General features: G+C 42.4%; 31 protein-coding genes and 1 tRNA gene. 27 read left to right on the top strand and 5 right to left on the bottom strand.

Annotated features, from left to right (window positions below; all coding sequences use genetic code 11):
• Positions 1-61 precede the first annotated feature (61 nt).
• Positions 62-418 (bottom strand): helix-turn-helix domain-containing protein, encoded by a 357-nt coding sequence (locus ACYVRA_RS02900; protein WP_461251249.1) that lies wholly within the window; start codon positions 416-418, stop codon positions 62-64.
• 301 nt (positions 419-719) lie between these two features.
• On the opposite strand from ACYVRA_RS02900, the gene ACYVRA_RS02895 reads away from it, so the two are divergent.
• From ACYVRA_RS02895 to ettA, 8 genes are all read left to right on the top strand, one after another.
• Positions 720-3,677 carry a fibronectin type III domain-containing protein gene (locus ACYVRA_RS02895; RefSeq protein WP_461251248.1) on the top strand — a complete coding sequence of 986 codons (2,958 nt, stop codon included), beginning with the start codon at positions 720-722 and terminating at the stop codon, positions 3,675-3,677.
• A gap of 109 nt (positions 3,678-3,786) precedes the next feature.
• Positions 3,787-4,152, top strand: coding sequence for a hypothetical protein (locus ACYVRA_RS02890; RefSeq protein WP_461251247.1), 366 nt, complete (start codon positions 3,787-3,789; stop codon positions 4,150-4,152).
• Positions 4,145-4,363, top strand: coding sequence for a hypothetical protein (locus ACYVRA_RS02885; RefSeq protein ID WP_461251246.1), 219 nt, complete (start codon positions 4,145-4,147; stop codon positions 4,361-4,363). The genes ACYVRA_RS02890 and ACYVRA_RS02885 overlap by 8 nt, the downstream gene beginning before the upstream one ends.
• 401 nt (positions 4,364-4,764) lie before the next feature.
• On the top strand, positions 4,765-5,064 hold the full coding sequence (locus ACYVRA_RS02880; protein ID WP_461251245.1) for a hypothetical protein: 300 nt from the start codon (positions 4,765-4,767) through the stop codon (positions 5,062-5,064).
• Between the two features lie 126 nt (positions 5,065-5,190).
• Positions 5,191-5,691: a DUF3990 domain-containing protein gene (locus ACYVRA_RS02875; RefSeq protein WP_461251244.1), complete on the top strand. Its 501-nt coding sequence runs from the start codon at positions 5,191-5,193 to the stop codon at positions 5,689-5,691.
• Complete coding sequence (locus tag ACYVRA_RS02870; RefSeq protein WP_461251243.1) at positions 5,684-5,920, top strand: hypothetical protein; 237 nt, start codon at positions 5,684-5,686, stop codon at positions 5,918-5,920. Before ACYVRA_RS02875 ends, ACYVRA_RS02870 begins: the two co-directional genes overlap by 8 nt.
• A 3-nt stretch (positions 5,921-5,923) precedes the next feature.
• The gene (locus ACYVRA_RS02865; protein ID WP_461251242.1) at positions 5,924-6,130 is read left to right on the top strand and encodes a DUF3791 domain-containing protein; all 207 of its coding nucleotides are present in this window, start codon (positions 5,924-5,926) and stop codon (positions 6,128-6,130) included.
• A 30-nt stretch (positions 6,131-6,160) separates the two neighbouring features.
• Complete coding sequence (ettA, locus tag ACYVRA_RS02860) at positions 6,161-7,858, top strand: energy-dependent translational throttle protein EttA (protein ID WP_461251241.1); 1,698 nt, start codon at positions 6,161-6,163, stop codon at positions 7,856-7,858.
• A gap of 147 nt (positions 7,859-8,005) precedes the next feature.
• Here the strand turns inward: ettA and ACYVRA_RS02855 are convergent, their stop codons facing one another.
• Positions 8,006-9,241, bottom strand: coding sequence for a PilZ domain-containing protein (locus tag ACYVRA_RS02855; protein WP_461251240.1), 1,236 nt, complete (start codon positions 9,239-9,241; stop codon positions 8,006-8,008).
• Between the two features lie 3 nt (positions 9,242-9,244).
• Positions 9,245-9,946, bottom strand: a complete 702-nt coding sequence (locus tag ACYVRA_RS02850; protein ID WP_461251239.1) for a hypothetical protein — start codon at positions 9,944-9,946, stop codon at positions 9,245-9,247.
• 24 nt (positions 9,947-9,970) lie between these two features.
• Between ACYVRA_RS02850 and ACYVRA_RS02845 the strand changes: the two genes are divergently transcribed.
• The 13 genes from ACYVRA_RS02845 (at position 9,971) to ACYVRA_RS02785 (ending at position 19,382) form a co-directional block, all read left to right on the top strand.
• A complete protein-coding gene (locus tag ACYVRA_RS02845) occupies positions 9,971-11,281 on the top strand; it encodes an HD domain-containing protein (RefSeq protein WP_461251238.1) in 1,311 nt (436 codons plus the stop codon).
• A 19-nt stretch (positions 11,282-11,300) separates the two neighbouring features.
• Positions 11,301-12,026 (top strand): late competence development ComFB family protein, encoded by a 726-nt coding sequence (locus ACYVRA_RS02840; protein WP_461251237.1) that lies wholly within the window; start codon positions 11,301-11,303, stop codon positions 12,024-12,026.
• Between the two features lie 72 nt (positions 12,027-12,098).
• Positions 12,099-12,269 (top strand): hypothetical protein, encoded by a 171-nt coding sequence (locus ACYVRA_RS02835; RefSeq protein WP_461251236.1) that lies wholly within the window; start codon positions 12,099-12,101, stop codon positions 12,267-12,269.
• Between the two features lie 39 nt (positions 12,270-12,308).
• Positions 12,309-12,581, top strand: a complete 273-nt coding sequence (rpsT, locus tag ACYVRA_RS02830; RefSeq protein ID WP_461251235.1) for a 30S ribosomal protein S20 — start codon at positions 12,309-12,311, stop codon at positions 12,579-12,581.
• Between the two features lie 6 nt (positions 12,582-12,587).
• Positions 12,588-12,911, top strand: coding sequence for an HU family DNA-binding protein (locus ACYVRA_RS02825; RefSeq protein ID WP_461251234.1), 324 nt, complete (start codon positions 12,588-12,590; stop codon positions 12,909-12,911).
• 3 nt (positions 12,912-12,914) lie between these two features.
• Positions 12,915-14,546, top strand: a complete 1,632-nt coding sequence (gene lnt, locus ACYVRA_RS02820; protein ID WP_461251233.1) for an apolipoprotein N-acyltransferase — start codon at positions 12,915-12,917, stop codon at positions 14,544-14,546.
• Positions 14,543-15,271 carry a response regulator gene (locus ACYVRA_RS02815; protein ID WP_461251232.1) on the top strand — a complete coding sequence of 243 codons (729 nt, stop codon included), beginning with the start codon at positions 14,543-14,545 and terminating at the stop codon, positions 15,269-15,271. Before lnt ends, ACYVRA_RS02815 begins: the two co-directional genes overlap by 4 nt.
• Before the next feature lie 2 nt (positions 15,272-15,273).
• Positions 15,274-15,702, top strand: coding sequence for a bactofilin family protein (locus ACYVRA_RS02810; RefSeq protein ID WP_461251231.1), 429 nt, complete (start codon positions 15,274-15,276; stop codon positions 15,700-15,702).
• Between the two features lie 16 nt (positions 15,703-15,718).
• Entirely contained in the window at positions 15,719-16,240 is a 522-nt protein-coding gene (locus ACYVRA_RS02805; protein WP_461251230.1) for a CinA family protein, read from the top strand.
• A 122-nt stretch (positions 16,241-16,362) separates the two neighbouring features.
• Positions 16,363-17,946 carry a transcription termination factor Rho gene (gene rho, locus ACYVRA_RS02800; RefSeq protein WP_461251229.1) on the top strand — a complete coding sequence of 528 codons (1,584 nt, stop codon included), beginning with the start codon at positions 16,363-16,365 and terminating at the stop codon, positions 17,944-17,946.
• Positions 17,947-17,999: 53 nt separating this feature from the next.
• Entirely contained in the window at positions 18,000-18,203 is a 204-nt protein-coding gene (rpmE, locus tag ACYVRA_RS02795; RefSeq protein ID WP_461251228.1) for a 50S ribosomal protein L31, read from the top strand.
• A gap of 10 nt (positions 18,204-18,213) precedes the next feature.
• Entirely contained in the window at positions 18,214-18,996 is a 783-nt protein-coding gene (locus tag ACYVRA_RS02790) for a hypothetical protein (RefSeq protein WP_461251227.1), read from the top strand.
• Between the two features lie 80 nt (positions 18,997-19,076).
• Complete coding sequence (locus tag ACYVRA_RS02785) at positions 19,077-19,382, top strand: hypothetical protein (RefSeq protein WP_461251226.1); 306 nt, start codon at positions 19,077-19,079, stop codon at positions 19,380-19,382.
• Positions 19,383-19,402: 20 nt separating this feature from the next.
• Here ACYVRA_RS02785 and ACYVRA_RS02780 read toward each other — a convergent pair whose 3' ends face one another.
• Positions 19,403-20,479 (bottom strand): class I SAM-dependent methyltransferase, encoded by a 1,077-nt coding sequence (locus tag ACYVRA_RS02780; RefSeq protein ID WP_461251225.1) that lies wholly within the window; start codon positions 20,477-20,479, stop codon positions 19,403-19,405.
• Between the two features lie 244 nt (positions 20,480-20,723).
• Here ACYVRA_RS02780 and ACYVRA_RS02775 point away from each other — a divergent pair, with 244 nt between their 5' ends.
• Entirely contained in the window at positions 20,724-21,278 is a 555-nt protein-coding gene (locus ACYVRA_RS02775; RefSeq protein ID WP_461251224.1) for a radical SAM protein, read from the top strand.
• Between the two features lie 21 nt (positions 21,279-21,299).
• Positions 21,300-21,584, top strand: a complete 285-nt coding sequence (locus ACYVRA_RS02770; protein ID WP_461251223.1) for a hypothetical protein — start codon at positions 21,300-21,302, stop codon at positions 21,582-21,584.
• Positions 21,585-21,843: 259 nt separating this feature from the next.
• Here the strand turns inward: ACYVRA_RS02770 and ACYVRA_RS02765 are convergent, their stop codons facing one another.
• Complete coding sequence (locus ACYVRA_RS02765) at positions 21,844-22,062, bottom strand: hypothetical protein (RefSeq protein ID WP_461251222.1); 219 nt, start codon at positions 22,060-22,062, stop codon at positions 21,844-21,846.
• Positions 22,063-22,412: 350 nt separating this feature from the next.
• On the opposite strand from ACYVRA_RS02765, the gene ACYVRA_RS02760 reads away from it, so the two are divergent.
• The 4 genes from ACYVRA_RS02760 to ACYVRA_RS02745 all read left to right on the top strand — a co-directional run bounded on the left by ACYVRA_RS02760 (position 22,413) and on the right by ACYVRA_RS02745 (position 24,984).
• Positions 22,413-22,721 (top strand): type II toxin-antitoxin system Phd/YefM family antitoxin, encoded by a 309-nt coding sequence (locus tag ACYVRA_RS02760; protein ID WP_461251221.1) that lies wholly within the window; start codon positions 22,413-22,415, stop codon positions 22,719-22,721.
• Positions 22,714-23,034 carry a type II toxin-antitoxin system RelE/ParE family toxin gene (locus ACYVRA_RS02755; RefSeq protein WP_461251220.1) on the top strand — a complete coding sequence of 107 codons (321 nt, stop codon included), beginning with the start codon at positions 22,714-22,716 and terminating at the stop codon, positions 23,032-23,034. The genes ACYVRA_RS02760 and ACYVRA_RS02755 overlap by 8 nt, the downstream gene beginning before the upstream one ends.
• Before the next feature lie 105 nt (positions 23,035-23,139).
• On the top strand, positions 23,140-24,837 hold the full coding sequence (gene gpmI / locus ACYVRA_RS02750) for a 2,3-bisphosphoglycerate-independent phosphoglycerate mutase (RefSeq protein WP_461251219.1): 1,698 nt from the start codon (positions 23,140-23,142) through the stop codon (positions 24,835-24,837).
• Positions 24,838-24,909: 72 nt separating this feature from the next.
• Positions 24,910-24,984, top strand: a tRNA-Pro gene (locus ACYVRA_RS02745).
• The last annotated feature ends 46 nt before the right edge of the window (positions 24,985-25,030 follow it).

The following is a 25,030-nucleotide window of genomic DNA, read 5'->3' as shown; positions in this document are numbered from 1 at the left end:
TAATTTGGTCAATGAAATTTATTCGAAAAATTTCTCACGAAGAGCACAAAGGAAGAGAAGATCACAAAGAAGACGAAGGATTTTTACGCTCATTATCTGCGGCGGTTTTAATCATTGCTTTAATTGGTTCGAGAATTTCATTTGGCAAAACTGATAAATCATCCAGTATTTCCCTGAATTGCAGATAGCCGGAAATGTCTACAGATTTTTTGTATTCCTTACCGGTTACAAGATATTCAACCGAAAGCCCCAAAGCGGAGGCTATTTTTACCGCCGCATCAGCCGGAGGCATGGATTGTTGCGCCCCTAAATAGGCATCTAAAGCCCGTTTTTTTATGCCTGCTTTTGCGGCAAATTCCTTCCGGTTTAGGCCAACATATTCAATTTCAGAACGAAGCCTCTGTGCAAAATCGGGCATATATCCAAAAAATAACATAATTATGTCATAAGAAAGTGGACAAAACACATAATTATGAATATAATAGTATTAATACATATTTATGTATTGATAATCTTTTATGTTGAAAGGAGTTTTTTATGAAAAACATTAGACGAATTAAAGTGTGTCTCAACAATACAACAGGTATTCCAACCAACAAATTAGGTGGCACTTGATAAATAACGAAAGAAAAAAGAAGAGAGAAAAAAGAAGAAAGTAAGAGGGTTCACAGCTTCTTACTTTTTTCTCTTTTCTTTTTTCTTTTACAAGGGGGTTCATTATGATGAAGCGGTTTTTTATCATCGTAGCGGTGATTGGTCTGCTGGCCTCATGTCCTGATCCGTCTAATAAACATCCGAATAACAAACCTATCGATCCAAACAATACTAATAAATCAACGCTGATTATTTTTGACAATACCCAGGGAATCTGTACCGCTTCTGTTTATGATGATTATCGCCGGAGAGATGAGGACAAAATAGCCGAAGTCCCCGCAGGTCAACTATCCGCTGAAATTAAGTGGACATCTGGCGATTCCGTCCCTTTTTATTTTTCATATCGTGTAACTATTAAAGGTATAACTGATTTTTCTCTGTACTATGTTCCAGAAACAGGAAGAGATCAAAATACGGTACGTATAGACGCTGATAAGACAACCACAATTAAAATACCTGCGCTTAGCGAAAGCATTTCATCGTCAGATACATTGTTTTCCAATAACAGCTATCTTTTTATTCAGAATAATTCAATTTATTCGTTTGAATTACTCCGAAAAAATTCCAAAATCAAGCCTGATAATATTTCTTCTTCTTTGGTAAATGAAGGCGAAAAAGCGCATTATACGATAAATCCGGGATCGGTTTCCAATTACCAATTATTAGTTGGTTCGGAATATAAAGAATTTCCCGGCTCAATTGTCAATTTTGAGGCTGGACATATATATATCTTTGATTATAACGGAAGTATTTCTCTGGTTAATGATATTGAGCTAAAACTGGAAAATGTAAACGGATTCACCATACCGCAACCGCCTGCCCCGCCAACGGTAATAATTTCAAATGGGTCTATAACCTTACGATGGACTGCCGTAGAAAGCGCGACGGCTTATGAAATTTGGACGGCAACAGTAAACGATTCGGTTTCGGCGACGAAATACGGAACAGATGTTGCATCTTCACTTTCCGCCACAATAAGCGGTTTGAACAACGGAACCACATATTATTTCTGGCTTAAGGCAAAAAACAACATAGGTACAAGCGGTTTTAGCCCTATTGCTACCGGAACGCCTTCCGCTTCGACTGTAAAACCGCCCAATCCTCAGACAGTGCCATCAATAATTGCGGGAGACGGACAACTTAAAGTAAGTTGGCATGCTGTTGAGGATGCAAGTGTTTACGAAATTTGGGCAGGGACAACAAGCGACACACAAACCGCAACAAAACAAGGTGAAGATGTATCAGGTTTGTCCACAATAATTTCTGGCTTAAATAACGGAACAAATTATTATGTCTGGATAAAGGCAAAGAACAATATAGGTGTCAGCGGTTTTAGTCCTGTTGCGAATGGAAAACCGCTTGGTACGCCTGGTATGCCGGTTATAATTTCCGACTATAATTCATTGTTGGTAACATGGACAGCCGTTGCCGGTGCGGAACATTATGAAATATATTATGGAACAGACTCTCCGACAACGCTTGCGACAACAACTGACGGAACATCGGCAACTATTACAGGACTAACCAACGGCACAGCTTACTATGTCCGTCTGCGGGTTAAAAATGCGAACGGTGTTTCTGATTATGGACCAAGCGCAAGCGGTATGCCGATAGACAACATAGGAGTTATTACAGTAATTTCCGGAGACGGCCAGCTTTCGTTAAGCTGGTCAGCAGTTGCCGGTGCGGATAAATATGAAGTGTATTACAGTATAAGCAACTCAATTCCAGAAAGCCCGGCGCAAACTGTAACAAATACCACTGCGACGATTAGTAGCTTAACCAATGGGACTACATATTATATTTGGGTCAAAGCTAAAAATGCATACGGGGCAAGTAACACTAGCGTATTAGTAAGTGGCAAACCGCTCGGTACACCGGGTACGCCCACAATAACCCCTGGTTATGGGCAATTATTGGTGTCATGGACAGCAGTTGCAGGGGCAGATGAATATGAAGTGTATTACGGAACAGGCACACCGACAACTCTTGCGGTAACCACTGCCAGTACTACGGTTACTATAAAAGGGTTACCCAATGGTACAGCTTATAATATCCGTCTAAGGGCTAGAAATGCGAGCGGTTTCTCTGATTATGGACCGAGTACAAGCGGTATAACGAACGACAGCCTTAATCCAGGATTGTACCGTGATATGGTAAAAATAGGCAATCAAAATCTTACAGACTCATTGACCTATATTTCAACCAATGCGGTTGCAGGCGATGAGTTTTATATTGTTATTGGAGCAGATGAATCTATTTCTCCAAAAAATCTTTCTTATTCAGGTAAAACAGTGGGTATCACTCTGTTGGGATATGGCAGTGAAAGAATATTAACCCTCAATGCAAACGGATGGATGTTTTTTGTAGAGGCTGGCGTTACATTCACTCTTGATAAAAATATTACGCTTGTTGGCAGAAGTGCAAATGATTCTACTCTTGTTTATATTTTCCGTGGTGATTTTATTATTAATGAAGGAGCGAAGATAATTGGTAATACTATCCATTCTACTTTTTTCTATAATGACTGTGGCGGGGGGGTGGTGATTGCGAACGGAACCTTCACCATGAATGGAGGGGAAATTTCAGGTAATAAAGCCATTTCTCCCGACAGCTTGGGAGGTGGGGTGTTTATTATGAATGGTGGAATTACCATAAATGGTGGGGAAATCTCCGGCAATGTTTCTGGAGCCTCCGGTGGCGGGGTGTTTGTGACAAGCGGAACCTTCACGATGAGCGGAGGAGAAATCTTCGGCAATACTGCATCCGACAATGGCGGTGGGGTGTCTGTATCTGAATCTGAAACCTTCATCTTCACCAAATCTGGCAGCGGAACTATTACCGGCTATGCCAGCGATACGGTAAACGGCAATGTGGTGAAGGATAGTTCTGGCGTTGTTCTGAACAACAAGGGCCATGCGGTGTATATAGATTCTAGTCCTGTTAAACGTAGAGAGTGTACAGCAGGACCAGAGGTGAATCTTGATTCGAGTGTGAGTGGTTCGGCGGGGGGATGGGAATGAAAAAATGAGGAATTATAGGATTCAAGGCGGGAATTGGCACGGTTCTGGTACGCACTGACGGACTTCGTATGAAGGACGTAGATTTAGTAAATAAAGTATTGAGGTAGCTATGGATAAGTGGGAAATTTTTTCAGGAATTTTTAGAGTTACGGCGACGAATGAACCTAACAAATGCATTATTTATTTGCCTGGTAAAGAAGAATTTTCTGATTTTATCAGAATCGATTCTTTAAATTTTGATATTAAAAATGAAGTCTTTGAAAAAGTAAAAGAAATTTTCAAGATCGAGAATAATCAAATCAAAGATATTGAAAAAGATGATTTTGATAATTCTAGAACTTCATTTAGAGGTCGAAATAAAAATTCTTCGACTTCTGAAAAAACCAGAATAGTTATATTCGACGATTCTGTTGAAATCGGCTCATATACTGGGAAGTTTTATGATTATTATGTTTTAAGGAGGAATAATGAATAATAATGAGCGTGGCAAACCAATGTTAGGGTTGGATAAAAAATATGAGTTCTCAAAATGTTTGCTTGTTAGTATTTCAATAATGGTAGGAATAGTTCTAATTGGGACAATAATTGGGAGTTTTTATTGGGAAAAGCCTGTTGATTTCGCAACAATTTTACCATGGACGGTTTCTCTTTATGCAATAGTAACTCCTTATATTAAAGACAAGTAAAAGATCTCCTCGAAAGTGCCAGCCGCCATGTGCGCTTTCTTATGAAATTTAAACTATATGATTATTTACCACTTGGTTTAAAGGTTTGCTCCTAGTGCCTGACATTGAAATGTTGCTATGAAATATTGACATGATTTATTAGTTTATACTGATATAGAAGATAAACCGATACATAGGTCATGCTTAAAAAACTATGACTGATTATGCAAATTGCAAAATGGATTCCCGTACTGAGAAGCGAATTCCGCATAAGCTAAATCGTTGTCAGCCATTGCCGCAATTCAGCCTGTTTATCCATATATTTTTATACCTTCGCTATTAATAGATAGCATCAAAACTTGTCTTTGCTCGTGTGGTTCTTAATTGTTATTTTCCATTCACTGTGATATAACAAATACACAATGAAAAGAACAAAGTTAGTATATTTATTGGGCAGAAATGAAAAAGAATTGCTTGCCTATGATGAATATGACAGTAAAGGGTCAGGAAAGTGGTTTACTGATAATCCAATGATGGCCAATGAATATAATTTTCAAGAAGCGGTATTAGAAGGAACTGAAAATGAAGGATTAGATGTATATATGTGGGAAGTTACTTACGATACCGACGAAAAGAAAATAATAAAAGAAGAGATATGGCTTCAATTTACTATTGAAGAAGCAATTAAATGGAAAAATGAACATTTGAGCCGCGAGAGTTGATCCGATAAATTTTTTTCTACAAGATCTGAAGAAAAATTCGTTATGTTCGTGTGGTTCGTGGTAGAAATTTCTCTTTTTGGACACCGGCCTTGCCTTTAACATCAATTTTTACTATAATCCATATAAATGCTAATCTATCACGGAAGCGATACGCCGGTAAAAATTCCAAAGATTTTGATTTCTAATCGTTTGTTGGATTTTGGCGAAGGTTTTTATTCAACTTCCTCTCTTGAACAGGCGCAAAGATGGGCAAAAAGGGTAAGAGAAAGAAATAAATCAAAAGAAGAAATAGTTAGTATATATGAATTTGACGCTGACAAAGCGGAGAAAGATTTGAAAATAATAAAGTTTAATTCTCCGGACAGTGAATGGCTGCATTTTATTTCCGCTTGCCGAAGCGGTAAAGAGTCCGAGCTTGAATATGATATTGCTATGGGGCCTGTCGCAAATGACAATGTATACGCTACTATCCAGCTTTTTGAAACCGGATTGCTTTCTGAAGCTGAAATAATAATACGGTTAAAAGTTGAGAAAATTTTTGACCAAATACTTTTTCATACGGAAAAATCTTTACAGTACTGCGCGTATTTACGGCATGAAAACATACAGGATAAATCAAATGGATAAAAATAAATTTGACGCCCTTCTTCCCCTGATTGTCGCTTCTCTTATGCAAAAAATTATAGAACGTAAAAAAATATCGCAAGATGAAGCGTTCTTCGGTTTATATAATTCCACGCTATATTTTTACCTTGAAAACGAACAAACAAAAGTATGGCATTACAGCGCCGAAAAACTTTTCAGGCTTTTTGATGAAGAGATTAATACTGGTAAATTGGAACTGCCGGAGTATTAGTTTATGGATAAATTAATAGCTTTTAAAGTTTTTTGTCTGGAAAATTACAAAACAGCTCACAATTTAAACGGAAAAACGGCGCTTGATGTTTTTCAAAAATATAAGGTTTTTGATTATATTACCTCGTATTACGACATTCTTCATTCCTTTGGAAGGCTCTATCTAATCAACGATATTGACAACTTCATTGCACATTCCCCGCCCCTGTAATCTTTTCCCCATTCATGCTATACTTCCATTATGTCAACAGATGATAAAAAAATAATTTACTCCATGCATAAAGTTTCAAAAAAGCATGGGACTAAACAGGTTCTTAAAGATATCAGCATCTCCTACTTTTACGGCGCAAAAATCGGCGTAATCGGCCTTAACGGGTCGGGAAAATCAAGCCTGTTAAAAATACTGGCGGGCGTGGATACCGAGTTCGCGGGAGAAACTTCAATCAGCCCCGGATTTTCAATCGGGTTTCTTGAACAGGAGCCGTACCTTGAGCCGGGCAAGACTGTTAAAGAAATAGTTTCGCAAGGGGCTAAAGAGCTTGTCGCTCTTCTTGCGGAGTTTGACAAGGTAAGCGAAGCGTTTGGAGAGCCTGACGCGGATTACGACAAACTTGGCGCTAAGCAGGCTGAATTACAGGAAAAAATCGAGGCAGCGGACGGCTGGAATTTAGACAGCCGTCTTGAGCTTGCGATGGAAGCCCTTCGCTGCCCCGCGGGCGACGAAGTTGTAGATCACCTCTCAGGCGGCGAGAGGCGGCGAGTCGCTCTTTGCCGTCTGCTCCTGCAAAAACCCGACATCCTGTTACTCGACGAGCCTACCAACCACCTGGACGCGGAAACTGTAGCATGGCTGGAACGCCATCTTCGTGATTACGCAGGCACCGTAATTGCCGTAACCCACGACCGCTATTTCTTAGACAATGTTGCCGGCTGGATACTGGAGCTTGATCGCGGAGAGGGAATCCCTTGGAAGGGAAATTATTCAGGGTGGCTGGAACAAAAAGAAAAACGCATGGAGCAGGAAGAAAAGGGCGAAAGCGACAGGCGTAAAACTTTACAGCGCGAACTTGAATGGATACGCATGAGTCCCAAGGGACGGCACGCGAAAAGCAAGGCGCGTATCACCCAGTATGAAAAACTTTATCAGGACGATGAGAGGGAACGCTCGCGGGGAGCGGTAAACAACAATAAAATTACAATTCCCGCCGGTCCGCATTTAGGCAAACTTGTAATCGAGGCGGAAGGATTATCAAAATCTTTCGGGGACAAACTGTTATTCGACAACATGAGTTTTACAGTGCCGCCGGGAGCGTGCGTTGGCATAATCGGGCCGAACGGCGCGGGAAAGACTACTCTCTTTAAATTGATAACAGGCGGCGAAAAGCCGGATTCCGGTACTATAAAACTTGGAGAAAGCGTAAAAATCGGCTACGCCGATCAAATGCGCGCCACTCTTGACGGCGAAAAAAGCGTTTGGGAGCAGCTTTCCGACGGGCAGGATTTGATTAAAATCGGCGCGGGAGCAAGCGCGAGGGAAGTGAACTCACGCGCCTACTGCGCTTGGTACAATTTTTCAGGCGCCGATCAATCCAAAAAAGTAGGAGTCCTCTCCGGCGGAGAGCGCAACAGGCTTAACCTCGCGATGATGCTTAAAGAAGGGGCGAATGTTCTCTTGCTTGACGAGCCGACAAACGACCTAGACGTGAATACGTTACGCGCTTTGGAAGAAGCTCTGGACGCTTTCGCCGGAGTGAGCCTAGTAATCAGCCACGACCGTTGGTTCTTAGACCGCATCGTCACGCACATATTAGCCTTTGAAGACGGCGAAGTAATATGGTACGACGGCAACTGGTCAGAGTACGCCGACTGGCGCAGAGAAAAACTAGGCTCAGCGGCAGATAGCCCTCACCGCTACGTGTATCGTAAACTGGAAAGATAGTAATTCAGTTAGCAATGAGCAGTGAGCAGTGAGCAGTGAGCAGTGGTTTATGTCCGTTATCTTGTCGTGAAGCTCCATGCATAGCCTTCGGACAATAATTTCCTCTTCTCACTGCTAACTGTTCACTTCTCACTTCTCACTGCTTAATCAAACCTGCCCGGACAAGAAAGCAGCTTCGGAATCATCGATTTGTCTGCCGTACAGGTGTTCAAAGAGGAAGCGCGTATCTTCGGGAGCCATGTTTATGAAGCGGCAGCCTAAGTAACACGCGTTTTTATCTTTAAAACGGCGGACAATTTTCGCTAGAACGTTAATTGTGCGGTTTGAAGTTTCTATCGTTACCGATAATTCCGAGTCAATTAAAAGAGTCGCTAGAAGAGTGGAGCCAAGGGGATAGGCGAATAATAAACCGGACGCGCTTATGTCAAGAACCCTGCCTTCAAACGGCTGGTTCGCGACTTTCCCATGCTCAAAATATCCGTTCTCTTTTAACGCGAAGGCGAGCACTTTCGTGTATTGGTAAACATTATCCAGCACGCTGAAATCAAACGGAAGTTTTCCCTGCTTGCTAATCCAAATATGGATATACCCAATAACATATTCATGAAACAGAATTGGTATCCACGCGTCGGAAAAAACATTGTCGTCAAATTTGTTTTTTAAAAAACGCGCCGTGTTTTCTTCCAGAAATTTTTTGCCGATTCCGGTAGTTTCAAGGTACCTGTGGAACAATTCCTCGGTTATTATGCGTTTTTTAGGATACGGATCCGTCTTTGGCAAAAATCCTACCGTTGAGGGAATAAAGAGCGTTTTCCCCGTCTCTGATACAATATGCTCCTCTACCGTTTCAGGTTTTTTATCTTTAAAATTGACTATCTTGTATCCGTCCGCAAAATTGCTCAACATTCCCGTTATTTGCTTTATCAACCCCGAAAGATTGCGCGGATCAAAATTTTTTGACAGATCATTGGCTGCGATACTTTCATATTCTGAAACTTTTGGAAACGAGAGATTATAACGATCTCCGCGGAAAGTAAAAAGAATTTTTATGTCGGACGGAGTGTCAACCCTTAAATAATTTCGATCCAAATTTTTATATAATGTCGTTGGAGCCTTGCAGAAAATTAGCTCTTCTTTTTGCGATAATATTTCCGCGGAAAAATCAATCACCTGCCCCCGGTAATTAAATTTAAACGGCAATTTTACATGGTTTTTTAATTTGCCCAAAGGCTTCTCCGGACGCAAAACCAACTCTTCACCCGCAGGCTGCTCAAGTATAAATTTATATTCTATTCTGTCCCTTATATACATTATAGGAATTTTTTCTTCATATAAAATATTAAAGAGAAATTCCTTTTCTATTCTTCCTACCGGCGTCGCCATAAATCAATAAAACCTCTCATACGGATAAAAATCATGACGGTATATCGACTCCTTTTGCTCAACCTCACGATCTTTCGCTTCTTCAAGAAGCAATTCTTCAAATACCCAGTAACTTACTGTTTTAACTTCTTCGTCCTGTCCCTGGGTTTGCTTTGTTATATGCCTAATATACAATTCTCCTGTAATTCCCTGATCTTTCCCGATAAACCGCACTAAAAATGAAACCGCGCCATCCGCTTCTTCCCTTCCACCGCCAATCCTAAAACTTACCGGAACAATAGCTTCCAGCGAGGATAAAAGGTTCTCTCTTACAGCCTTTTCAATGGAAGCAAGAGCGGAACTTGCCTTGTCTCCCGATAACAAAGCGGTACCGATATTATTGGCAAAAGTAAACGCTGCCTCCGAAGCGGTTCCCCTGCCAAGCTCTCCAATTACAGTATCAATTGGATAACGCGGCGATTCTCCCCTTTTTGGACGCAGTAGTTCTTCAGGTATGGAACCTCTGGATACAACGTCCATCTGCCTAGGAGCATTCTGCTCCAGAGCATTTTGCTCCAGAGCAACCTCCTCTTGAGCAGCCTCCTCTTGAGCGGCCGCCGACTGCCAAGACACGGCGGAGATGGAGACAAATAAAAATAGACCTAACGCCAACCGGCGCATGATATTAAAAATACGCACTACTTTATATTCTAGTAAAAAAAGCAATTTATATCTATAATATCACAGATAATGAAGAAGAAAACAAAAATTTCATTGATGGATGATTTTACCCACCCCATAAGGGACGTTTTATGGGGACACGTCTACATGACGGAAAAACAGGCAAAATTGACAGAATCTGCCCCTTTTATGCGCCTGAGCAGGATTATGCAGCTTGGCCCCGTATACCTTGTCTATCCCGGCGCCACGCACACAAGGGCAAGCCATTCAATCGGCGTATACCACCTGGGCAAGCGGCTTTTAAAGAATTTGGCGGAACGGGGCGCCGCTGACTGGCTTACGGCAGAGGGGATAAAATCCTTCCTTGCCGCCTGCCTGCTCCATGATTTAGGTCACTTTCCCTATACCCACTCTTTAAAAGAACTGTCCCTCTCTTCCCATGAGGCGCTTACAGGCGAAATTATCCTAAAAGAACCAATGAAAAGCCTTGTGGGGGCAACAGGAGCGGATCCTGCCCTAACCGCCGCCATAATAGACAAAGAAAGGGCAGTTTCCGGCGCTGAGCTTCATTTTTACCGTAAACTCCTGTCAGGGGCTCTCGATCCTGATAAACTTGACTACCTTAACCGCGACGCCCGTTATTGCGGAGTCCCCTATGGTGCCCAGGATGTCGATTTTATCCTTTCAAAACTTCATCCCAATAAAAAACGCGGCGCAGACATCGATTCCCGCCTTATTCCCAACGTTGAATCAGTGCTTTTTTCTAAATATCTGATGTATAGGACAGTTTATTGGCACCGTCAGGTACGCGCGGTTACCGCCATGCTTAAAAAATTGCTGATAAACGGCCTTGAATCAGGTCAAATAAAGGGGGAAGACCTGTATAACCTTGACGACGCAAGCCTTTTTACCCTTTTTGAGCAAAAAATTAGTAAAAAGAACCGCGATTCTTCAATAAATGGGGTAAATCTTTTAAATTCCGTGCGTGAAGGGAAGTTTTACGCCACAGCGGCTGAAATTTCTCATGAAAATGTCGATTTTCAAGCAATCAGGGGCATCAAGGACAGGGCAAAGTACGAAGAAAAGCTCGCAGAGGGGCTGCGTCGCCGCGGATTTGAAATTAAAGGGGAAGATATAATAATCGATATACCCGAACCCGTATCTTTTGAAACAGGGCTTTTTATTATTGATGAAAAACGCAGTTTTAGCGAAAGTTCCAGCGCGTTTAAGCCTCAGACGGTAAACGCCTTTATACGGACGCTTTACACAATCAGAATATTTATTAATCAAAAATATAAAGAAAAAGTAAAGACATTTTCTAAAATATGTAGTATACTATATGAATTAGCGTCCGCTATTAAAAAAACGGACACTAAGTAATAAAAGCGGGGAGAGCGATATGGATATTCATAATACAAACGAAGATTTAGTCTTTGAATCGGTACAGAAAATTTTTGACGAAATACAACGGAGCGGCAATCCGGAACAATTCTGTATGTGTTATCAATGCAGAATAGACACGATCTGTTACACGCTTAACCGCATTTCTCCAAATTACATAGTGTCAAACCGCGGATTTACAAGAACTTATCAAGAAGGCATTAATCAACAGCAAAGCGAGGCTGATATAAACGCCCTGATTTACAAGGGTTTGCGTCTTGTAAATCATAATTTGCGTCCGACGGCGCCGCATGACGGAACAGGAGTCGTCACGCATAAGATCACGCCCCCCTTGTTTGACATCCCGACTATCGCGGGCAGAATCTTCCACGGCATAAGTTTTGAGCCGATTGTGGGAGTTGACGTGGAGTTGTTCTACAATGGCGAACTTGTCCAAATGAGGAACAGCAACTGGCAAAACCCGTACAGAATAGTTCCTAATACTCCGAGCATATTCAGTTTTTGGCCTACCCCTTTTGTCGCGGATGTTCCCGATATTACAAAAGAATTTAAATTTACAATAAAGGTGAATTCACCGGAATATGAACCTTTAAGCCACCATTTTACTATTTCATCAATTAGTAAATTTCATAATCCGCAGTCCTATGCTTTAAACCGCACTTTCAAACTGCCGGATTTATACCTTTTCCCGCCCGGTGAAGCGGAGATGAATGACGCGCAATAACGCACAAAATGTATTGACATTATAAGGGTGCTTATAGTATTCTTGCCTCATACTAATTATTAGGAGATAAATATGGCACAGAGTAAAAACAGCCGTACTTCCAGCACGACACAGAAATTTATGTGTTCCAGTTGCGGCGGAGAAGTAAAGATGAAAACTCTATTTGAAGACGGTAAATTAAAAAGCATAGCGGAATGTGAAAAGTGCAAACGAAAGGAAAGGCGCCCTTCCGATTTCCGTTGAGCTAGCGTTAAAATTAAGTAATTTTTTTGGAGGAATTCTTTGGCAAAGAAAAGTAATTCAGCGGAAAAGCGGCACCGCAAGAGTGAAGAACGCCGCTTGCGTAATAAATCGGCAAAAAGCGCGGTAAAAACAAGCGTAAAAAAATTTACGGTTCTGGCTCAGAAAAAAGACCCTGGAGCGGACGCTGCTTTAAAAGAAATGATCAGGAAAATTGACACTGCCGCAGGAAAGGGAATAATTAAAAAGAACGCGGCAGCCAGAAAAAAATCAAGGATGCAGCGTTATTATAACGCGATGAAATCAGCGCAATAACATTTTATGGCAATGAAAAAATTTACAAAAGTTGACATTGTAGACGCACTTTATGAAAAAATGGGAATGAGCCGCACGGAGATTCGAGGAGTTGTCGATCTTTTCATTGATGAGATGAAAGAAGCTATTATCCGCCGTCAGATTATTGAATTGCGCGGTTTTGGAACTTTTGAAGTAAAGGTGCGAAAAGCGCGTCCGCGGGCGCGAAACCCCAAAACAGGCGAAACCATTGTTATACATTCACATGGCGTAGTTTCTTTCCGTTCAGGCCGTGAATTAAAACAGGCCGTATGGGCTTTAAACGATGATAAAAAAGCCGCTAAAAAGTAACAAATGGAAACAAAAAGCAACCGGATTAAAAATGTTTTAATCCAGTTGGGGCTTATTTTTTCAGCGTCAATTCTTTTTGCCGCCTCTTTTCCAAACACAGTATTTATAAACGGTTTGCCATTTCTTGCGTGGTTTGCGTACATACCAGTCCTTATTATCATCAGTAAAAACAATCTTTTGGCTTGCGCGGGCTTTGGCGCAATTTACGGCACAATCGCTTATGCCCTATTCAATTACTGGCTTGGAAAATTTCATCCGCTGGCGGGAATAATCGTTTACAGTATCTATCTTGTTTATTTATGCGTTACTTTTGTATTTCTTAAATTGGCATGTATTCTTTTCCCAAAGCGCGGTTATATTGTTCAATGGGCAGTATGGCTTGCCTATGAATACTTGCGTACAAAAGGATTTTTAGGGTACTCCTACGGAATAACAGGTTATTCGCAATGGCGCATGATACCGTTAATACAGATAGCAAGCGTCACGGGCGTGTGGGGTGTTAGCGCCCTTGTTACATTTCCCTCTTTCTGGTTGGCGCAGGCTCTTAATAATTTAAAAGGGCATGATTTAAAAACCTCTTTTGTGGCGTTTTTCTTTAAAGAAAAAATATCCGCTTTTATCTGGTTTGCTACTCTTATCGCGACTTTAATTTTTGGTTTTATAAACATCAAAGACTTCTCCTCATACCCCAATGTACCTGTAGCTTTAATCCAGCACAACACCGACCCTTGGGAAGCAGCCAGATCTCCGTCTTCATGGCAAATAACCCAAGGGTACCGCAATGACCTTGAAAAATTAATTCGCCTTTCCAATGAAGCCCTATCTACTAATCCAAAACCTCTCCTTGTAGTATGGCCTGAAACCGCATTTATCCCAAGAATTTACTGGCATACGACATACCGCGACGATCAAAATTCATGGCTGATTGTAAAAGAACTTTTAGAGTATCTTTCTTCAAAAGACGTTCCCTTCTTAATTGGAAACGACGACGGACGCATGGACAGTTCAAGAAATCCTGACCCCAGCGAAAAATTCCGCGTAGACTACAACGCGGCATTGCTTTTTGAAAAAGGGCAAAATACGGCATCTTACAGGAAATTACATTTAGTTCCCTTTACCGAGCATTTCCCTTATAAAAAACAATTTCCGTTAATTTATAAATGGCTAGAAAACGCCGACACCCATTTTTGGGAAAAGGGTGAGGAGGAAACCGTTTTTAAAGCACAGGGATTTGCTTTTTCCGCTCCAATTTGTTTTGAAGACACATTTGGCTACCTGTCAAGAAATTTTGTACGGCGCGGAGCGGACGCGCTTGTAAACCTTTCAAACGACGCGTGGTCAAAGAGCCTTCCCGCGCAGTACCAGCATCTTTCAATGGCGGTCTTCAGAGCCGTGGAAAATTACCGCCCTATGGTAAGGTCAACATCCACGGGCCAAACCTGCGCCATAGACCCAAACGGCAGAGTAACTGCAATGGCGCCGTCATTCACTGAAACTTATCTTAATGTAACTATACCGCTTGTAAATAAAACCGCGATTTACACGCTTTACGGCGATTATCTGGCGATTTTCTTTGTTTTTATGGCTGCCGCCTTGTTGATCTTCAAAGCGCTATGGTGTACAATAAAGCCATGAACGTCCAGAAGAAGATACTGATCGCGGATGACGAAACAATTAATCTTGATTTCTTTGAAGTAATGCTGTCCAAACTCGGTTTTGTTGTGGAAAAATGCGATAACGGCCCCGAAGTTTTGGAAAAAGTTAAAAAATTCATGCCCGATTTGGTCATTATTGACAATATAATGCCGGGAATGACAGGACGCGAAGTAACAAAAATCCTTAAGACCGATCCAAATTTTGAAAATATTTCAATAATCATGCTTTCAGCCCTTGACGATGTAAAAGACAAGGTTGCCGGTTTTGAGGCTGGAGCCGATGATTATATAACAAAACCATTTAATTTTTCCGAAGTTCTGGCGCGCATAAACGCGGTCTTCCGCAACCGCGCGTTATTTGAACAGATAAAAGCGCGGGAAACCCGCCTTGCCCTTGCCGAAGAATTAAACAGGCATTTAAAAGAAAATCTTTCAATCTTTATCGGAAGCATTGACGAGTTGGACAGGGCTATCGCCCTGATCTGCAAAAATACGGCAGACGGCGAAAATTTCAATCAGGAAACACTTATTCAGCATTTGAATCCCGTGAGCGAAAAAATCCTTTCCGTGCGAAAGCATATTGCGGCGCTTGACGCAAGGATAGAAAAAACAATAAACGAATGGGATAATTTAAAGAAAGATGAAATCGGACTTTCCGTGCTTGAAAGCCAAATACGAAAATTCTTACATCAGGAGCAGCAATAAAAATGTCCAAGCGGGAAGGAAAAAAGAAAGATAAAGCGGAAACAGTAATCCTGGGCAAAACCACAAATTTTACGGGAATTCTTAAATTCGCGACAAAACTGCGTATTCAGGGAATTTTTAAAGGAACAATAGACGCCACAGGCGATTTAATTGTCGATAAAGAGGCGGTAGTTGACGCAGATCACATAACGGTAAATTCTCTTACGGTATACGGCAATGTTTCAGGGACAGTGCACGCGATGGACAAGGTTGACATGATGGGCGGCGCGAAAGTCCAAGGCGACGTAAGCGCCGCAAGACTGCGTATAGCGGACGGGGTTCTTTTTGAAGGCAAATGCAAGATGACTAACGTGGAAAAAGACGTGGAAATTTTTCACCGTCCCACGGAAGAAATAAAAGCGGATTTGCAGCGCAGCAATGTCAGAACATAACGCGGAGGAGTATCCGATGGATACTTCGGCGGATACTCCTATAAATGAAAAGTTAATTAAACAGGCCGAAAAAAAGGCGGCCTGCTTGATAAAAAAACTAAAAGACGTTTCACTAAAACTGGCGTTGGCGGAATCGTGTACCGGCGGCTTAATTTCATCATTATTAGCGCGGGTGCCGGGAGCGTCGCTTGTATTGTGGGGTTCTTTTGTGTGTTACACAAAAGAGGCGAAAGTCTCCATGCTCGGGTTAAAGAAAAGCCAGCTTTCCGCGGACGGCCTTGTTAGCGAAAAAACGGCGCAATCAATGGCTGCGGGGGCATTAAAAAAAAGCGGCGCGGATATTGCCGCCGCGGTTACGGGGCTTGCAGGCCCCGGCGGAGACGGCAGCGGAGTCCCTGTAGGGACGGTATGGGTCGCAGCCGCTTTACGGGACGGAGAAATTAAAACGAAGGCGTTTCATTTTAAGGGGTCAAGAAATGAAGTCCGCCTTCGCGCCGCTTGCGCGGCACTTGAAGAAATTCAAAAAAAATTAAATTAAGGGTTGACATTAATAAAAGAAATTATTAAAGTTGAAGTATCCATTCAATAACAATGAATCAATTTATTAATTAGAATTAATGTGAATCCAGTCAAAAAATATACTATCCATGGGTGGTAAAAATGGCAATTATAAGAAAAGGCAGAAGGCCGGAAGAATCAACATCAGAGGGCAATGGCGAGGAAACAGTGAATTCAGAAGAAACGGAACAAAACAATGAAAACGGCAATGGCGGTAAAGCGGGACGCGTAGTTGTCCGCAGAAAGCCATACGGTGAAAACGGTTCTGATTACAAAAACGGCGAATCAGAAGAACAGACAAATGGGCAGACAGGCGTACCGGCGGAATTGCCGGCATTGCCAAAACTGCCCTCCATGCCCGACCTGTACGGCAAACCAATTCCCCGGCAGGATCAGGACAACGGCAAACCGCGCCTTACAATAAACGAACTTATCAGGCTTAACATGAAAGACCTGCGCGAACTTGCCGCCTGTTACAACATCACGCACGACGACATGGTAGTCCTGAAAAAACAGGAAATTGTCTTCGCCCTCCTTAAAGCGCACACTGAAAGGGGCGGTATTATTTACGCTTACGGTTCCCTTGAAATTCTTCCCGACAGTTACGGTTTTCTCCGCAGTCCGCAAAATTCCTACCTTCCCGGTCCCGACGATATTTACATCAGCCCAAGCCAGATTAGGCTCTTCGCGCTTAAAACCGGCGACACCGTATACGGTCAAATTCGCAGCCCAAAAGAAGGCGAAAGATTCTTTGCCATGCTTAGGGTGGAAACCGTAAACTACGACGACCCCACCGTCGCCCAGAACCGCATTCCTTTTGACAACCTCACTCCTTTGTACCCCAACCGCAAACTAGACCTAGAAACGTCAACGGAAGGCGTAAGCGAAAGAATCATCAATTTGTTCTGCCCCATTGGTAAGGGCCAGCGCTCGCTAATCGTCGCCCCTCCCAGAACCGGCAAGACAATAATGATGCAAAAAATAGCAAACGCCATTACAAAAAACCACCCGGAAGTATACCTTATCGTCCTGTTAATAGATGAACGACCCGAAGAAGTAACCGACATGGAGCGCACCGTGCGCGCGGAGGTTATTTCCTCAACATTTGACGAGCAGGCAAGCAGACATGTTCAGGTTACTGAGATGGTGCTTGAAAAAGCCAAGCGTCTTGTTGAACACAAAAGAGACGTGGTAATCCTTTTGGACTCCATTACCCGCCTTGCCCGCGCGTATAACCAGACAGTCCCCACGTCGGGAAAAATCCTCTCAGGCGGCGTTGACTCTAACGCCCTTCACAAGCCAAAGCGCTTTTTCGGCGCGGCGCGTAATATTGAGGAAGGCGGCAGTCTTACAATCATTTCCACAGCCCTTGTGGAGACCGGCAGCCGCATGGATGAAGTAATTTTTGAAGAGTTTAAAGGTACAGGCAATATGGAAATTAACCTTGACAGGCGCATTTCCGACCGCCGCCTGTTCCCGGCAATCAATATCAAGAAATCCGGCACACGCAAGGAAGAACTCCTGCTTACGGAGGAAGAACTCCAAAAAATCTGGATTTTACGCAAAGTTATCAATCCTATGGACGACATCGAAATTATCGAATTGCTAGTTGACAGAATGAAGAAAAGTAAGAATAATGAAGCATTCCTAAAATCCATGAATACCGGAACAGGGGGCATGGATTAAGTCCTTAAACTGCCTGAAACAAGGCGGAGTTGGACAACTTTTTGGAGGATTATATGAGAAGCGGAATACACCCAAAGTACGAGATGACAAAAATCACGTGCGCCTGCGGAAACGTGATTGAAACGCGTTCCACCACAAAGAACATAAAGGTTGAAATTTGCTCAGCCTGCCACCCTTTCTTTACCGGCAAACAAAAACTTGTAGACACTGCCGGACGCATTGAAAGGTTCAGGAAGAAATACAATATTAAGGAGTAAATATCTGTTATTGAAGAAATTAATTAAGAGCATCAGAAACCTCAATCGGGCGCGTAGCGCGAAGATTTCCCTCTTAATTATCGTCATTACGGCAATAATCGGGTTCTCAGTAATGGGTTGCGGCTTCACCAGTAATAACGATAATGATTCTGATAATAATAACAATAATAATAACAATGACAATGGCAGCGGAAAAGACAGTAATAAAAATCCCGGCAGTAAAAGAGAAAACGCCATATCGGTTACTGTGGGCCATTCAAAAACTTATACCATCAGATATAATAGTGAACACTGGTTTAAATTTTTAGGCACGGGCGATCCTGTAATTTTCGAAACGACGGGTGATGTCGTAGACACATACATGGAAATATTTGAAGGGGACAGCACTTATAATTGGTCCTATATGGGCAACGAGGACGATAACAGCGGCGGAGGGTATAATGCGCTGTTAAGCAAAACCCCCGCTTTAGATACAATGTACTACATAAAAATTACGCCAAGAAGCGATACAAACGGCAACTACACATTTGTTATATCGGCTCCTACTTCAAATATTAGAACTAATCCTATACAGGTCACGGTGGGATATTCGGTTCCCCAAATAATTAACTCCAGCGGCCAACATTGGTTCATATTCACGGGAACAGGCAATCGCGTGTTTTTTGAAACCGAGGGGAATGTGGTAAACACAAACTTAAGTATTTTTATTGAAAGCAGCGGGGAATCTTCTTATAGCAAGACCCAAGGTAATAAGGGAGTCAACTTTATTACAGTATTGGGAACAACGTATTAATCTATATTACAGGAAACAGCGGCACATACACTTTTATTGTACGCAATGGCGACGGCAATGGCAGTTCACGGTACAATGCCATGGAGGTTACTAAGGAATATTCGTCTTCCCATACCATCAGTTATAACGGCGAATACTGGTTTATTTATCAAGGCACAGGCGAACCTGTAACCTTTAAGACTGAGGGTAATGTTGTGGACACATACATGGAATTTTTTGAAGGAGCCAGTACTTATAATTGGTCTTATATGGGCAACGAGGATGATAATAGCGGCGAAGGGTATAATGCCAAATTAACTAAAGAAACCACTTCAGGAACAACATACTTTATCAGAATTACAACAAGAAGCGGTACAAGCGGCGGCTACACTTTTGTTGTGGAGTAACCGGTTATATTAGAATCTGTCTAAAGAATATTCCTGATAAAATCCATAATAAGAAACGCTTTTGGCTGTTTCTTACCTTTAAAATCTTCGTCAATTAGTTTTTCTCCCAAATCTGTTATGTGCAAATTTGACGCGTATTGACGCAAACTGTCTTCAAGTTCAGCGGCGGCGGGAGCGGAACGCTTTATATTTACGCTTAAGAATAATTTTCCAGTTGGAGCAAGCAGTTTTAAACATTTACAAAGCAATTCCGTTAAATCGCGCTGTAAGTCAAAATCATCCGCCATTTTTTTTGAATTGGAAAAACAGGGGGGATCAAGCACGATGATATCCCACTGTTTTTTCGCAATTATCGCTTTTTCTAAAAACTCAACAACATCGGCGCGGATAAGTTTGTGGGCGCGGTTTATTCCGCTCTCAGCCTTGCCATCGCTTTTAAAAAAATCCCAAATCTGAAGCATATCGGCGGAAAAATTATTCAACGAAAAATTTTCCCGCGCCCAATTTAAATAAGTATTTGAAAGATCAACTGAATCTGTTGACAACGCTCCGCCGTTTGCGGCATATACTGAAAAAGAGCCGGTGTAGGAAAAGAGATTTAATACTCTTTTCCCGCCGGATTCCTTGCGTACCATTTCACGTAACAGCCGCCTGTCAATAAAAAGCCCTGTATCAAGGTAGTCGGATAAATTTACTTTAAAGGAAAGTCCGCCCTCACTTACAATCTTTTCAAATCGCTTTTCGCCAATTTTTTCATATTGAGACAAACCTTTTTGTTTTTGACGCTGTTTTAAAAACACTCTCTCAAGGTTTATGCCAAGCGCGGCGGATGCGGTTTCCCTCATAACTGAAAGCCATTTATCTTCTTCATTTTCATCTTTTTCATAAGGACGCTTATACAGGGCGCCGCAAAGAGCCGCGTCATTGACCATGCCGCAGTTACCGTAAAAATCCAAAACAAGCGGTATTTCGGGAATGTCACGGTCATAAAGCCTAAAAGCGCCAATGCCGCATCTTGCCGCCCATTTTTTAAGATGTCGAAACCTTTTTTGCAAACGATTAGCGAACATCTGCGCCTGTACCGCTGTTTTATCCATACATTAAGATATCATGAATCACTTGACCTTACCACAATTTATTCTAAAGACCTCTCACAAAGATCACAAAGATACAAAGAACACAAAGGGGAATAGGGGGTTATTGTCCGAAAGCTATGCGTGAGCTTTACGATAAGATAACGGACAAAAACCTCTGATTCCTCTTTGTGATCTTCTCTTACTTTGTGTTCTTTGTGTGAAATCTTATAGAAAAATTTAAAAAGTATTATTATAATGACTTGTAATGTTAAATATCACTACTGTTACAAATCATCGCGAAAGGGAGAAGGGCGTAATCGTGTACCCGGTGTATTCGCGGCGTTCAGCGGGGTTGTCTATCGGGATAAATTTATTTACGGATAAAAAAAGTTGCCAATTTGATTGTCCGTATTGCGAGGTGTTTCCCTTCTCTAGCAATGCCGAATTTTCTCTTGATCAGTTAGAAGACGATCTGCGCCGCGCCGTTTTGGGAGCGCAAAAACAAAATACGCTGATTAAAGACATTTGCTTTTCAGGCAACGGAGAGCCTACCCTCTCCCCCGCTTTTCCCTCTGCGCTAAAATTGGCGGAGGACATCCGCGCGGAAATTGCCGCTTCGGCGCGGCTTGTCGTTATAACCAACGGCGCGGGATTGTTACAACCGCGAATTTTTTCGCTCTTAAAGGAATACGCTTTTTTACCCACCACGGATATTTGGTTAAAAGTTGACGCCGGGACTCAGGACTGGTACAACAAAATAAACCGCTGTGCTATTCCTTATGAAAAACTGATTACGGTAATAAAAGAATTTGTTTCCTGAGCCGCTGTAACAATACAGACAATGCTCTGTTCGATAAATGGAGAACAACCGTCAGAGGCGGAAAAGCAAGCGTGGGAATCGCTTGTATGCGAATTGGCGGCAAATACGGAAAAAAGCGCGAACAGTGTCAGCGGCACATTAAACGCAGGTGTTCGTAAAGTACAGCTTTACGGCAAAGCGCGTTCCGCTCCTGAAGACCCGTTGGCGTCTTCACTGCCAAGCGATTATCTTGAAGAACGCGCCGCGTCTCTGCGCCGCGCGTTTTCTGAAAAGGGAATATCAGCGCCTGTTAAAGTTTATTTGTGATTTTATTCGCGAAGAAATTCACGCAAAGAGCGCTAAGGACGTAAAATAATTGCACGGCGAAGCCGTGTAGATGATTAATGCCGCATAGCGAGAACACCAATAAATGTCGCTGTTTGTAATAAAAGTAAGGAGGTGTCCAATAAGTAAGATATAACCACATCTTTTCAGACTATTTCTAAATAATTCTTTGGATTAATTATTTTTATAGTTTTATATTCTTTTAATACCAATAAATCATTATCGCCGGTTACAATATAATCTACATTTCATTAAATACGTCTTCTTCCGTAAAATTATTTTTTGCGGCTATACTTTCTCCATAAGCATATAATTCTTTTAATCTTTGTCTGTCATTTATATACATTTTTACAGAATTATATATCAGTTGATTTCGAGTTATTGACGCGGTGTTTGCAATTAAATCCATTTGTTTGACCAAATCATCATCAAATGACAAGTTTATCGTAGCAACAGCCATATATTACCTCTATTTTTAAAATAGACTTATATTGATATTCTGTCAAGTTAACGCCTTTGGCATCCTAAGGTTATGCGTAAGCTTCACGATAAGCTAACGAACATAAACCCCTAATTCCCCTTTGTGATCTTTGTCTCTTTGTGTTCTGCGCACTGTCGGTCACCTAAAGGTGCCCTTGCTTTTATTACAGACAGCGGCTTTCATTGGTGCTACGCTGTGCGGCATTAATCATCTACACGGCTTCGCCGTGCGTTTGTTGAGCGTGTGTGAACTCTTTCAAATATAGCGACATGTTGACATTTAGCACAATAGCGGCTATGATTATGATAAACATTCATTAGGAGGAGCCTATGCCGGTAATACCCAAAATTCGTCCTGTTTCCGACCTTAGAAACAAATTCAGCGATATTTCCAGGTCGGTGCATGAAACCAATACGCCGGTTTTTTTAACTAAAAACGGCCGGGGTGATATGGTTGTGATGAGTCTGGCAGCTTATGAACAGAATCTTTTTGAGTCTGAAATTTATCTTAAATTAAAAGAAGCGGAATATCAGGCTGCGGCGGTAAAAAAGCGTTACACCCATGATGAAGTAATGACCGAACTGCGAAATGCAATTTCAGGAAAAAAAACCCGCAGGAAAAGTCTGCCAAATGTATAAAATCCATTATCTTCCTCTGGCGTTGGATGATTTAAAGGATATTGTAAACTACATAGCCAATACGCTGGAATCGCCGAGGGCGGCGGAAAATTTTCTTTCAAAACTTGACAGAGAAGTCCTTAAAATAGCGGATAATCCGTTTCGTTGCCGTTTATATCCATTATCAGAAACACTGAAATATTATTACAGGGTTTTACATATTAACAATTATTCTCTTTTTTATGTGGTAGATAATAAAAAAATTGAAATTCACCGGGTTATCTACTCACGCAGAGATATTGTGCAAATACTAAAGGCGCAGGATACGCAATAGTAAAAGTATACGCACTTGTTACCAAAATTCTTTACTGAATAAATCTATATTAGCTCGTTGAGTAAATTACAAATCTTTGCTATAATAACAATAAAAGGAGTAAACATGGAAGCTTTAAAGAAAAACCCTGCATGGAAAGGCAGACGCGGACCCGTAGTACTGGTCATCATGGATGGCGTAGGTTACGGAAAATACAAAGAGGGCGACGCTGTCGCCGACTCTAAAATGGACCATCTTACGGCGCTTACTAATAAAAGCCCGCACACTAAATTAAAGGCGCACGGAAAAGCCGTAGGGCTCCCCTCAGACGACGATATGGGCAACAGCGAAGTCGGCCACAACGCGATGGGCTGCGGGCGGGTTTTTAACCAGGGCGCGGCGCTTGTTTCCAATTCTATCCATACGGGCGCGATGTTTGAAGGAGCGGCATGGAAAGAGGTTGTTTCCTACGTAAAAAACGGCGCTGAAAAAAACGGGCATATTCCCACGCTTCACTTTATCGGCCTTTTTTCAGACGGCAACGTACACAGCCACATTGATCATTTAAAAGCGATGATTACCCACGCTAAAAAAGAAAATGTTAAACGCGTAAGGGTGCATACCCTTTTTGACGGGCGCGACGTAGGAGAGACAAGCGCCCTTGAATACCTCGACCCGTTTGAAATATTTTTAAAAGATCTGCGTGATGACAAGTTTGACGTAAAAATCGGCTCAGGCGGCGGACGAATGTGGATAACGATGGACCGTTACGGCGCTGACTGGTCGATGGTGGATCGCGGCTGGCAGACTCACGTTCTTGGAACAGCCCGCCAATTTGCCTCGGCTCGTGAGGCGGTGGAAACATACAGAAAAGAAATTCCCGACATTATCGATCAAGACTTAAAAGAATTTGTTGTAGTCGAAAACGGCCAAGACGGGAAACCGTCACCAATCGGCACTATCGAGGACGGTGATTCCGTCGTATACTTCAACTTCCGGGGAGACCGCGCCCTTGAAATATCGGCGGCTTTTGAAGAAGATAACTTTACCAAATTTGACAGAAAACGCCGCCCAAAGGTTTGCTATTCCGGCATGATGGAATACGACGGCGACTTGCATGTTCCAAAGCGGTATTTAGTCAATCCCCCGTCAATCGACCGCACGATGGGCGAATACCTTGCGGCAAGCGGAGTAAGAACGCTCGCCATTTCCGAGACGCAAAAATACGGTCATGTTACCTACTTTTTCAACGGCAACCGCACGGGAAAATTCGATGATAAGCTGGAAGACTACGTTGAAATAAAAAGCGACGTTCTTCCCTTTGAACAGCGCCCGTGGATGAAGTGCGCTGAAATTACCGATTATGTAATGGCCGCCGTAGGTTCGGGCAAGTATGATTTTATCAGGCTGAACTATCCCAACGGCGACATGGTAGGGCACACGGGCGTTTATCAGGCGGTCGTATGTTCAATGGAAGCGATGGACATTCAGCTTGGCAGGCTCTTAAAAGCCGCTGACGAAGCAGGCGCGGTAATGGTAATCACCGCCGACCACGGCAACAGCGACGACATGTATGAGCATGACAAAAAGACGGGCGCTGTTTCCCTGAAAGCGGACGGCACTCCAAGACCCAAAACCAGCCACAGCCTCAATCCCGTACCCTGCATTATTCACGACCCTGAATACAAGGGCGAATATCAGAGTGAGCCAAAAGACGGCAGTCTTAACGAAGGCTTAGGGATTAGCTCCATAGCGGCAACCTGCATGCAGTTGTTAGGATTTATTCCGCCTGCTGATTACGATAAATCAGTGTTGAAGATGTAGCGTAAGCGGTATTTTTCGATACATTGACAAAAACCTGCCGTTTTGTTATTGTAACAAAACAGATTCCCCTGCCGGGCAATAGCGCAGTTGGTTCAGCGTACAAGTCTGGGGGACTTGGGGTCCCCGGTTCAAATCCGGGTTGCCCGACAGGGGGATTGTTTCTAAAGAGTTCACACAAAGAACTAAAAGGAAG

This window comes from Treponema sp. R8-4-B8, assembly GCF_054786175.1.
Note: the sequence above shows the minus strand (reverse complement) of the source record. Positions and strands in the feature narration are given on the sequence as shown.

What these genes read in the sequence shown, in the direction of transcription:
- ACYVRA_RS02770 (WP_461251223.1), top strand. Translation starts at nt 21,300, where the DNA reads ATGCTCTGTTCGATAAATGGAGAACAACCGTCAGAGGCGGAAAAGCAA.
- rpmE (WP_461251228.1), top strand. Translation starts at nt 18,000, where the DNA reads ATGAGAAGCGGAATACACCCAAAGTACGAGATGACAAAAATCACGTGC.
- rho (WP_461251229.1), top strand. Translation starts at nt 16,363, where the DNA reads ATGGCAATTATAAGAAAAGGCAGAAGGCCGGAAGAATCAACATCAGAG.
- ACYVRA_RS02840 (WP_461251237.1), top strand. Translation starts at nt 11,301, where the DNA reads ATGGATATTCATAATACAAACGAAGATTTAGTCTTTGAATCGGTACAG.
- ACYVRA_RS02855 (WP_461251240.1), bottom strand. Translation starts at nt 9,241, where the DNA reads ATGGCGACGCCGGTAGGAAGAATAGAAAAGGAATTTCTCTTTAATATT.
- ACYVRA_RS02890 (WP_461251247.1), top strand. Translation starts at nt 3,787, where the DNA reads ATGGATAAGTGGGAAATTTTTTCAGGAATTTTTAGAGTTACGGCGACG.
- ACYVRA_RS02870 (WP_461251243.1), top strand. Translation starts at nt 5,684, where the DNA reads ATGGATAAAAATAAATTTGACGCCCTTCTTCCCCTGATTGTCGCTTCT.
- lnt (WP_461251233.1), top strand. Translation starts at nt 12,915, where the DNA reads ATGGAAACAAAAAGCAACCGGATTAAAAATGTTTTAATCCAGTTGGGG.
- ACYVRA_RS02875 (WP_461251244.1), top strand. Translation starts at nt 5,191, where the DNA reads ATGCTAATCTATCACGGAAGCGATACGCCGGTAAAAATTCCAAAGATT.
- ACYVRA_RS02825 (WP_461251234.1), top strand. Translation starts at nt 12,588, where the DNA reads ATGGCAATGAAAAAATTTACAAAAGTTGACATTGTAGACGCACTTTAT.
- ACYVRA_RS02810 (WP_461251231.1), top strand. Translation starts at nt 15,274, where the DNA reads ATGTCCAAGCGGGAAGGAAAAAAGAAAGATAAAGCGGAAACAGTAATC.
- ACYVRA_RS02805 (WP_461251230.1), top strand. Translation starts at nt 15,719, where the DNA reads ATGGATACTTCGGCGGATACTCCTATAAATGAAAAGTTAATTAAACAG.
- ACYVRA_RS02755 (WP_461251220.1), top strand. Translation starts at nt 22,714, where the DNA reads ATGTATAAAATCCATTATCTTCCTCTGGCGTTGGATGATTTAAAGGAT.
- ACYVRA_RS02780 (WP_461251225.1), bottom strand. Translation starts at nt 20,479, where the DNA reads ATGGATAAAACAGCGGTACAGGCGCAGATGTTCGCTAATCGTTTGCAA.
- gpmI (WP_461251219.1), top strand. Translation starts at nt 23,140, where the DNA reads ATGGAAGCTTTAAAGAAAAACCCTGCATGGAAAGGCAGACGCGGACCC.
- ettA (WP_461251241.1), top strand. Translation starts at nt 6,161, where the DNA reads ATGTCAACAGATGATAAAAAAATAATTTACTCCATGCATAAAGTTTCA.
- ACYVRA_RS02895 (WP_461251248.1), top strand. Translation starts at nt 720, where the DNA reads ATGATGAAGCGGTTTTTTATCATCGTAGCGGTGATTGGTCTGCTGGCC.
- ACYVRA_RS02845 (WP_461251238.1), top strand. Translation starts at nt 9,971, where the DNA reads ATGAAGAAGAAAACAAAAATTTCATTGATGGATGATTTTACCCACCCC.
- ACYVRA_RS02865 (WP_461251242.1), top strand. Translation starts at nt 5,924, where the DNA reads ATGGATAAATTAATAGCTTTTAAAGTTTTTTGTCTGGAAAATTACAAA.
- ACYVRA_RS02760 (WP_461251221.1), top strand. Translation starts at nt 22,413, where the DNA reads ATGCCGGTAATACCCAAAATTCGTCCTGTTTCCGACCTTAGAAACAAA.
- ACYVRA_RS02785 (WP_461251226.1), top strand. Translation starts at nt 19,077, where the DNA reads ATGGAGGTTACTAAGGAATATTCGTCTTCCCATACCATCAGTTATAAC.
- ACYVRA_RS02885 (WP_461251246.1), top strand. Translation starts at nt 4,145, where the DNA reads ATGAATAATAATGAGCGTGGCAAACCAATGTTAGGGTTGGATAAAAAA.
- ACYVRA_RS02765 (WP_461251222.1), bottom strand. Translation starts at nt 22,062, where the DNA reads ATGGCTGTTGCTACGATAAACTTGTCATTTGATGATGATTTGGTCAAA.
- ACYVRA_RS02775 (WP_461251224.1), top strand. Translation starts at nt 20,724, where the DNA reads ATGTTAAATATCACTACTGTTACAAATCATCGCGAAAGGGAGAAGGGC.
- ACYVRA_RS02900 (WP_461251249.1), bottom strand. Translation starts at nt 418, where the DNA reads ATGCCCGATTTTGCACAGAGGCTTCGTTCTGAAATTGAATATGTTGGC.
- ACYVRA_RS02815 (WP_461251232.1), top strand. Translation starts at nt 14,543, where the DNA reads ATGAACGTCCAGAAGAAGATACTGATCGCGGATGACGAAACAATTAAT.
- ACYVRA_RS02835 (WP_461251236.1), top strand. Translation starts at nt 12,099, where the DNA reads ATGGCACAGAGTAAAAACAGCCGTACTTCCAGCACGACACAGAAATTT.
- ACYVRA_RS02880 (WP_461251245.1), top strand. Translation starts at nt 4,765, where the DNA reads ATGAAAAGAACAAAGTTAGTATATTTATTGGGCAGAAATGAAAAAGAA.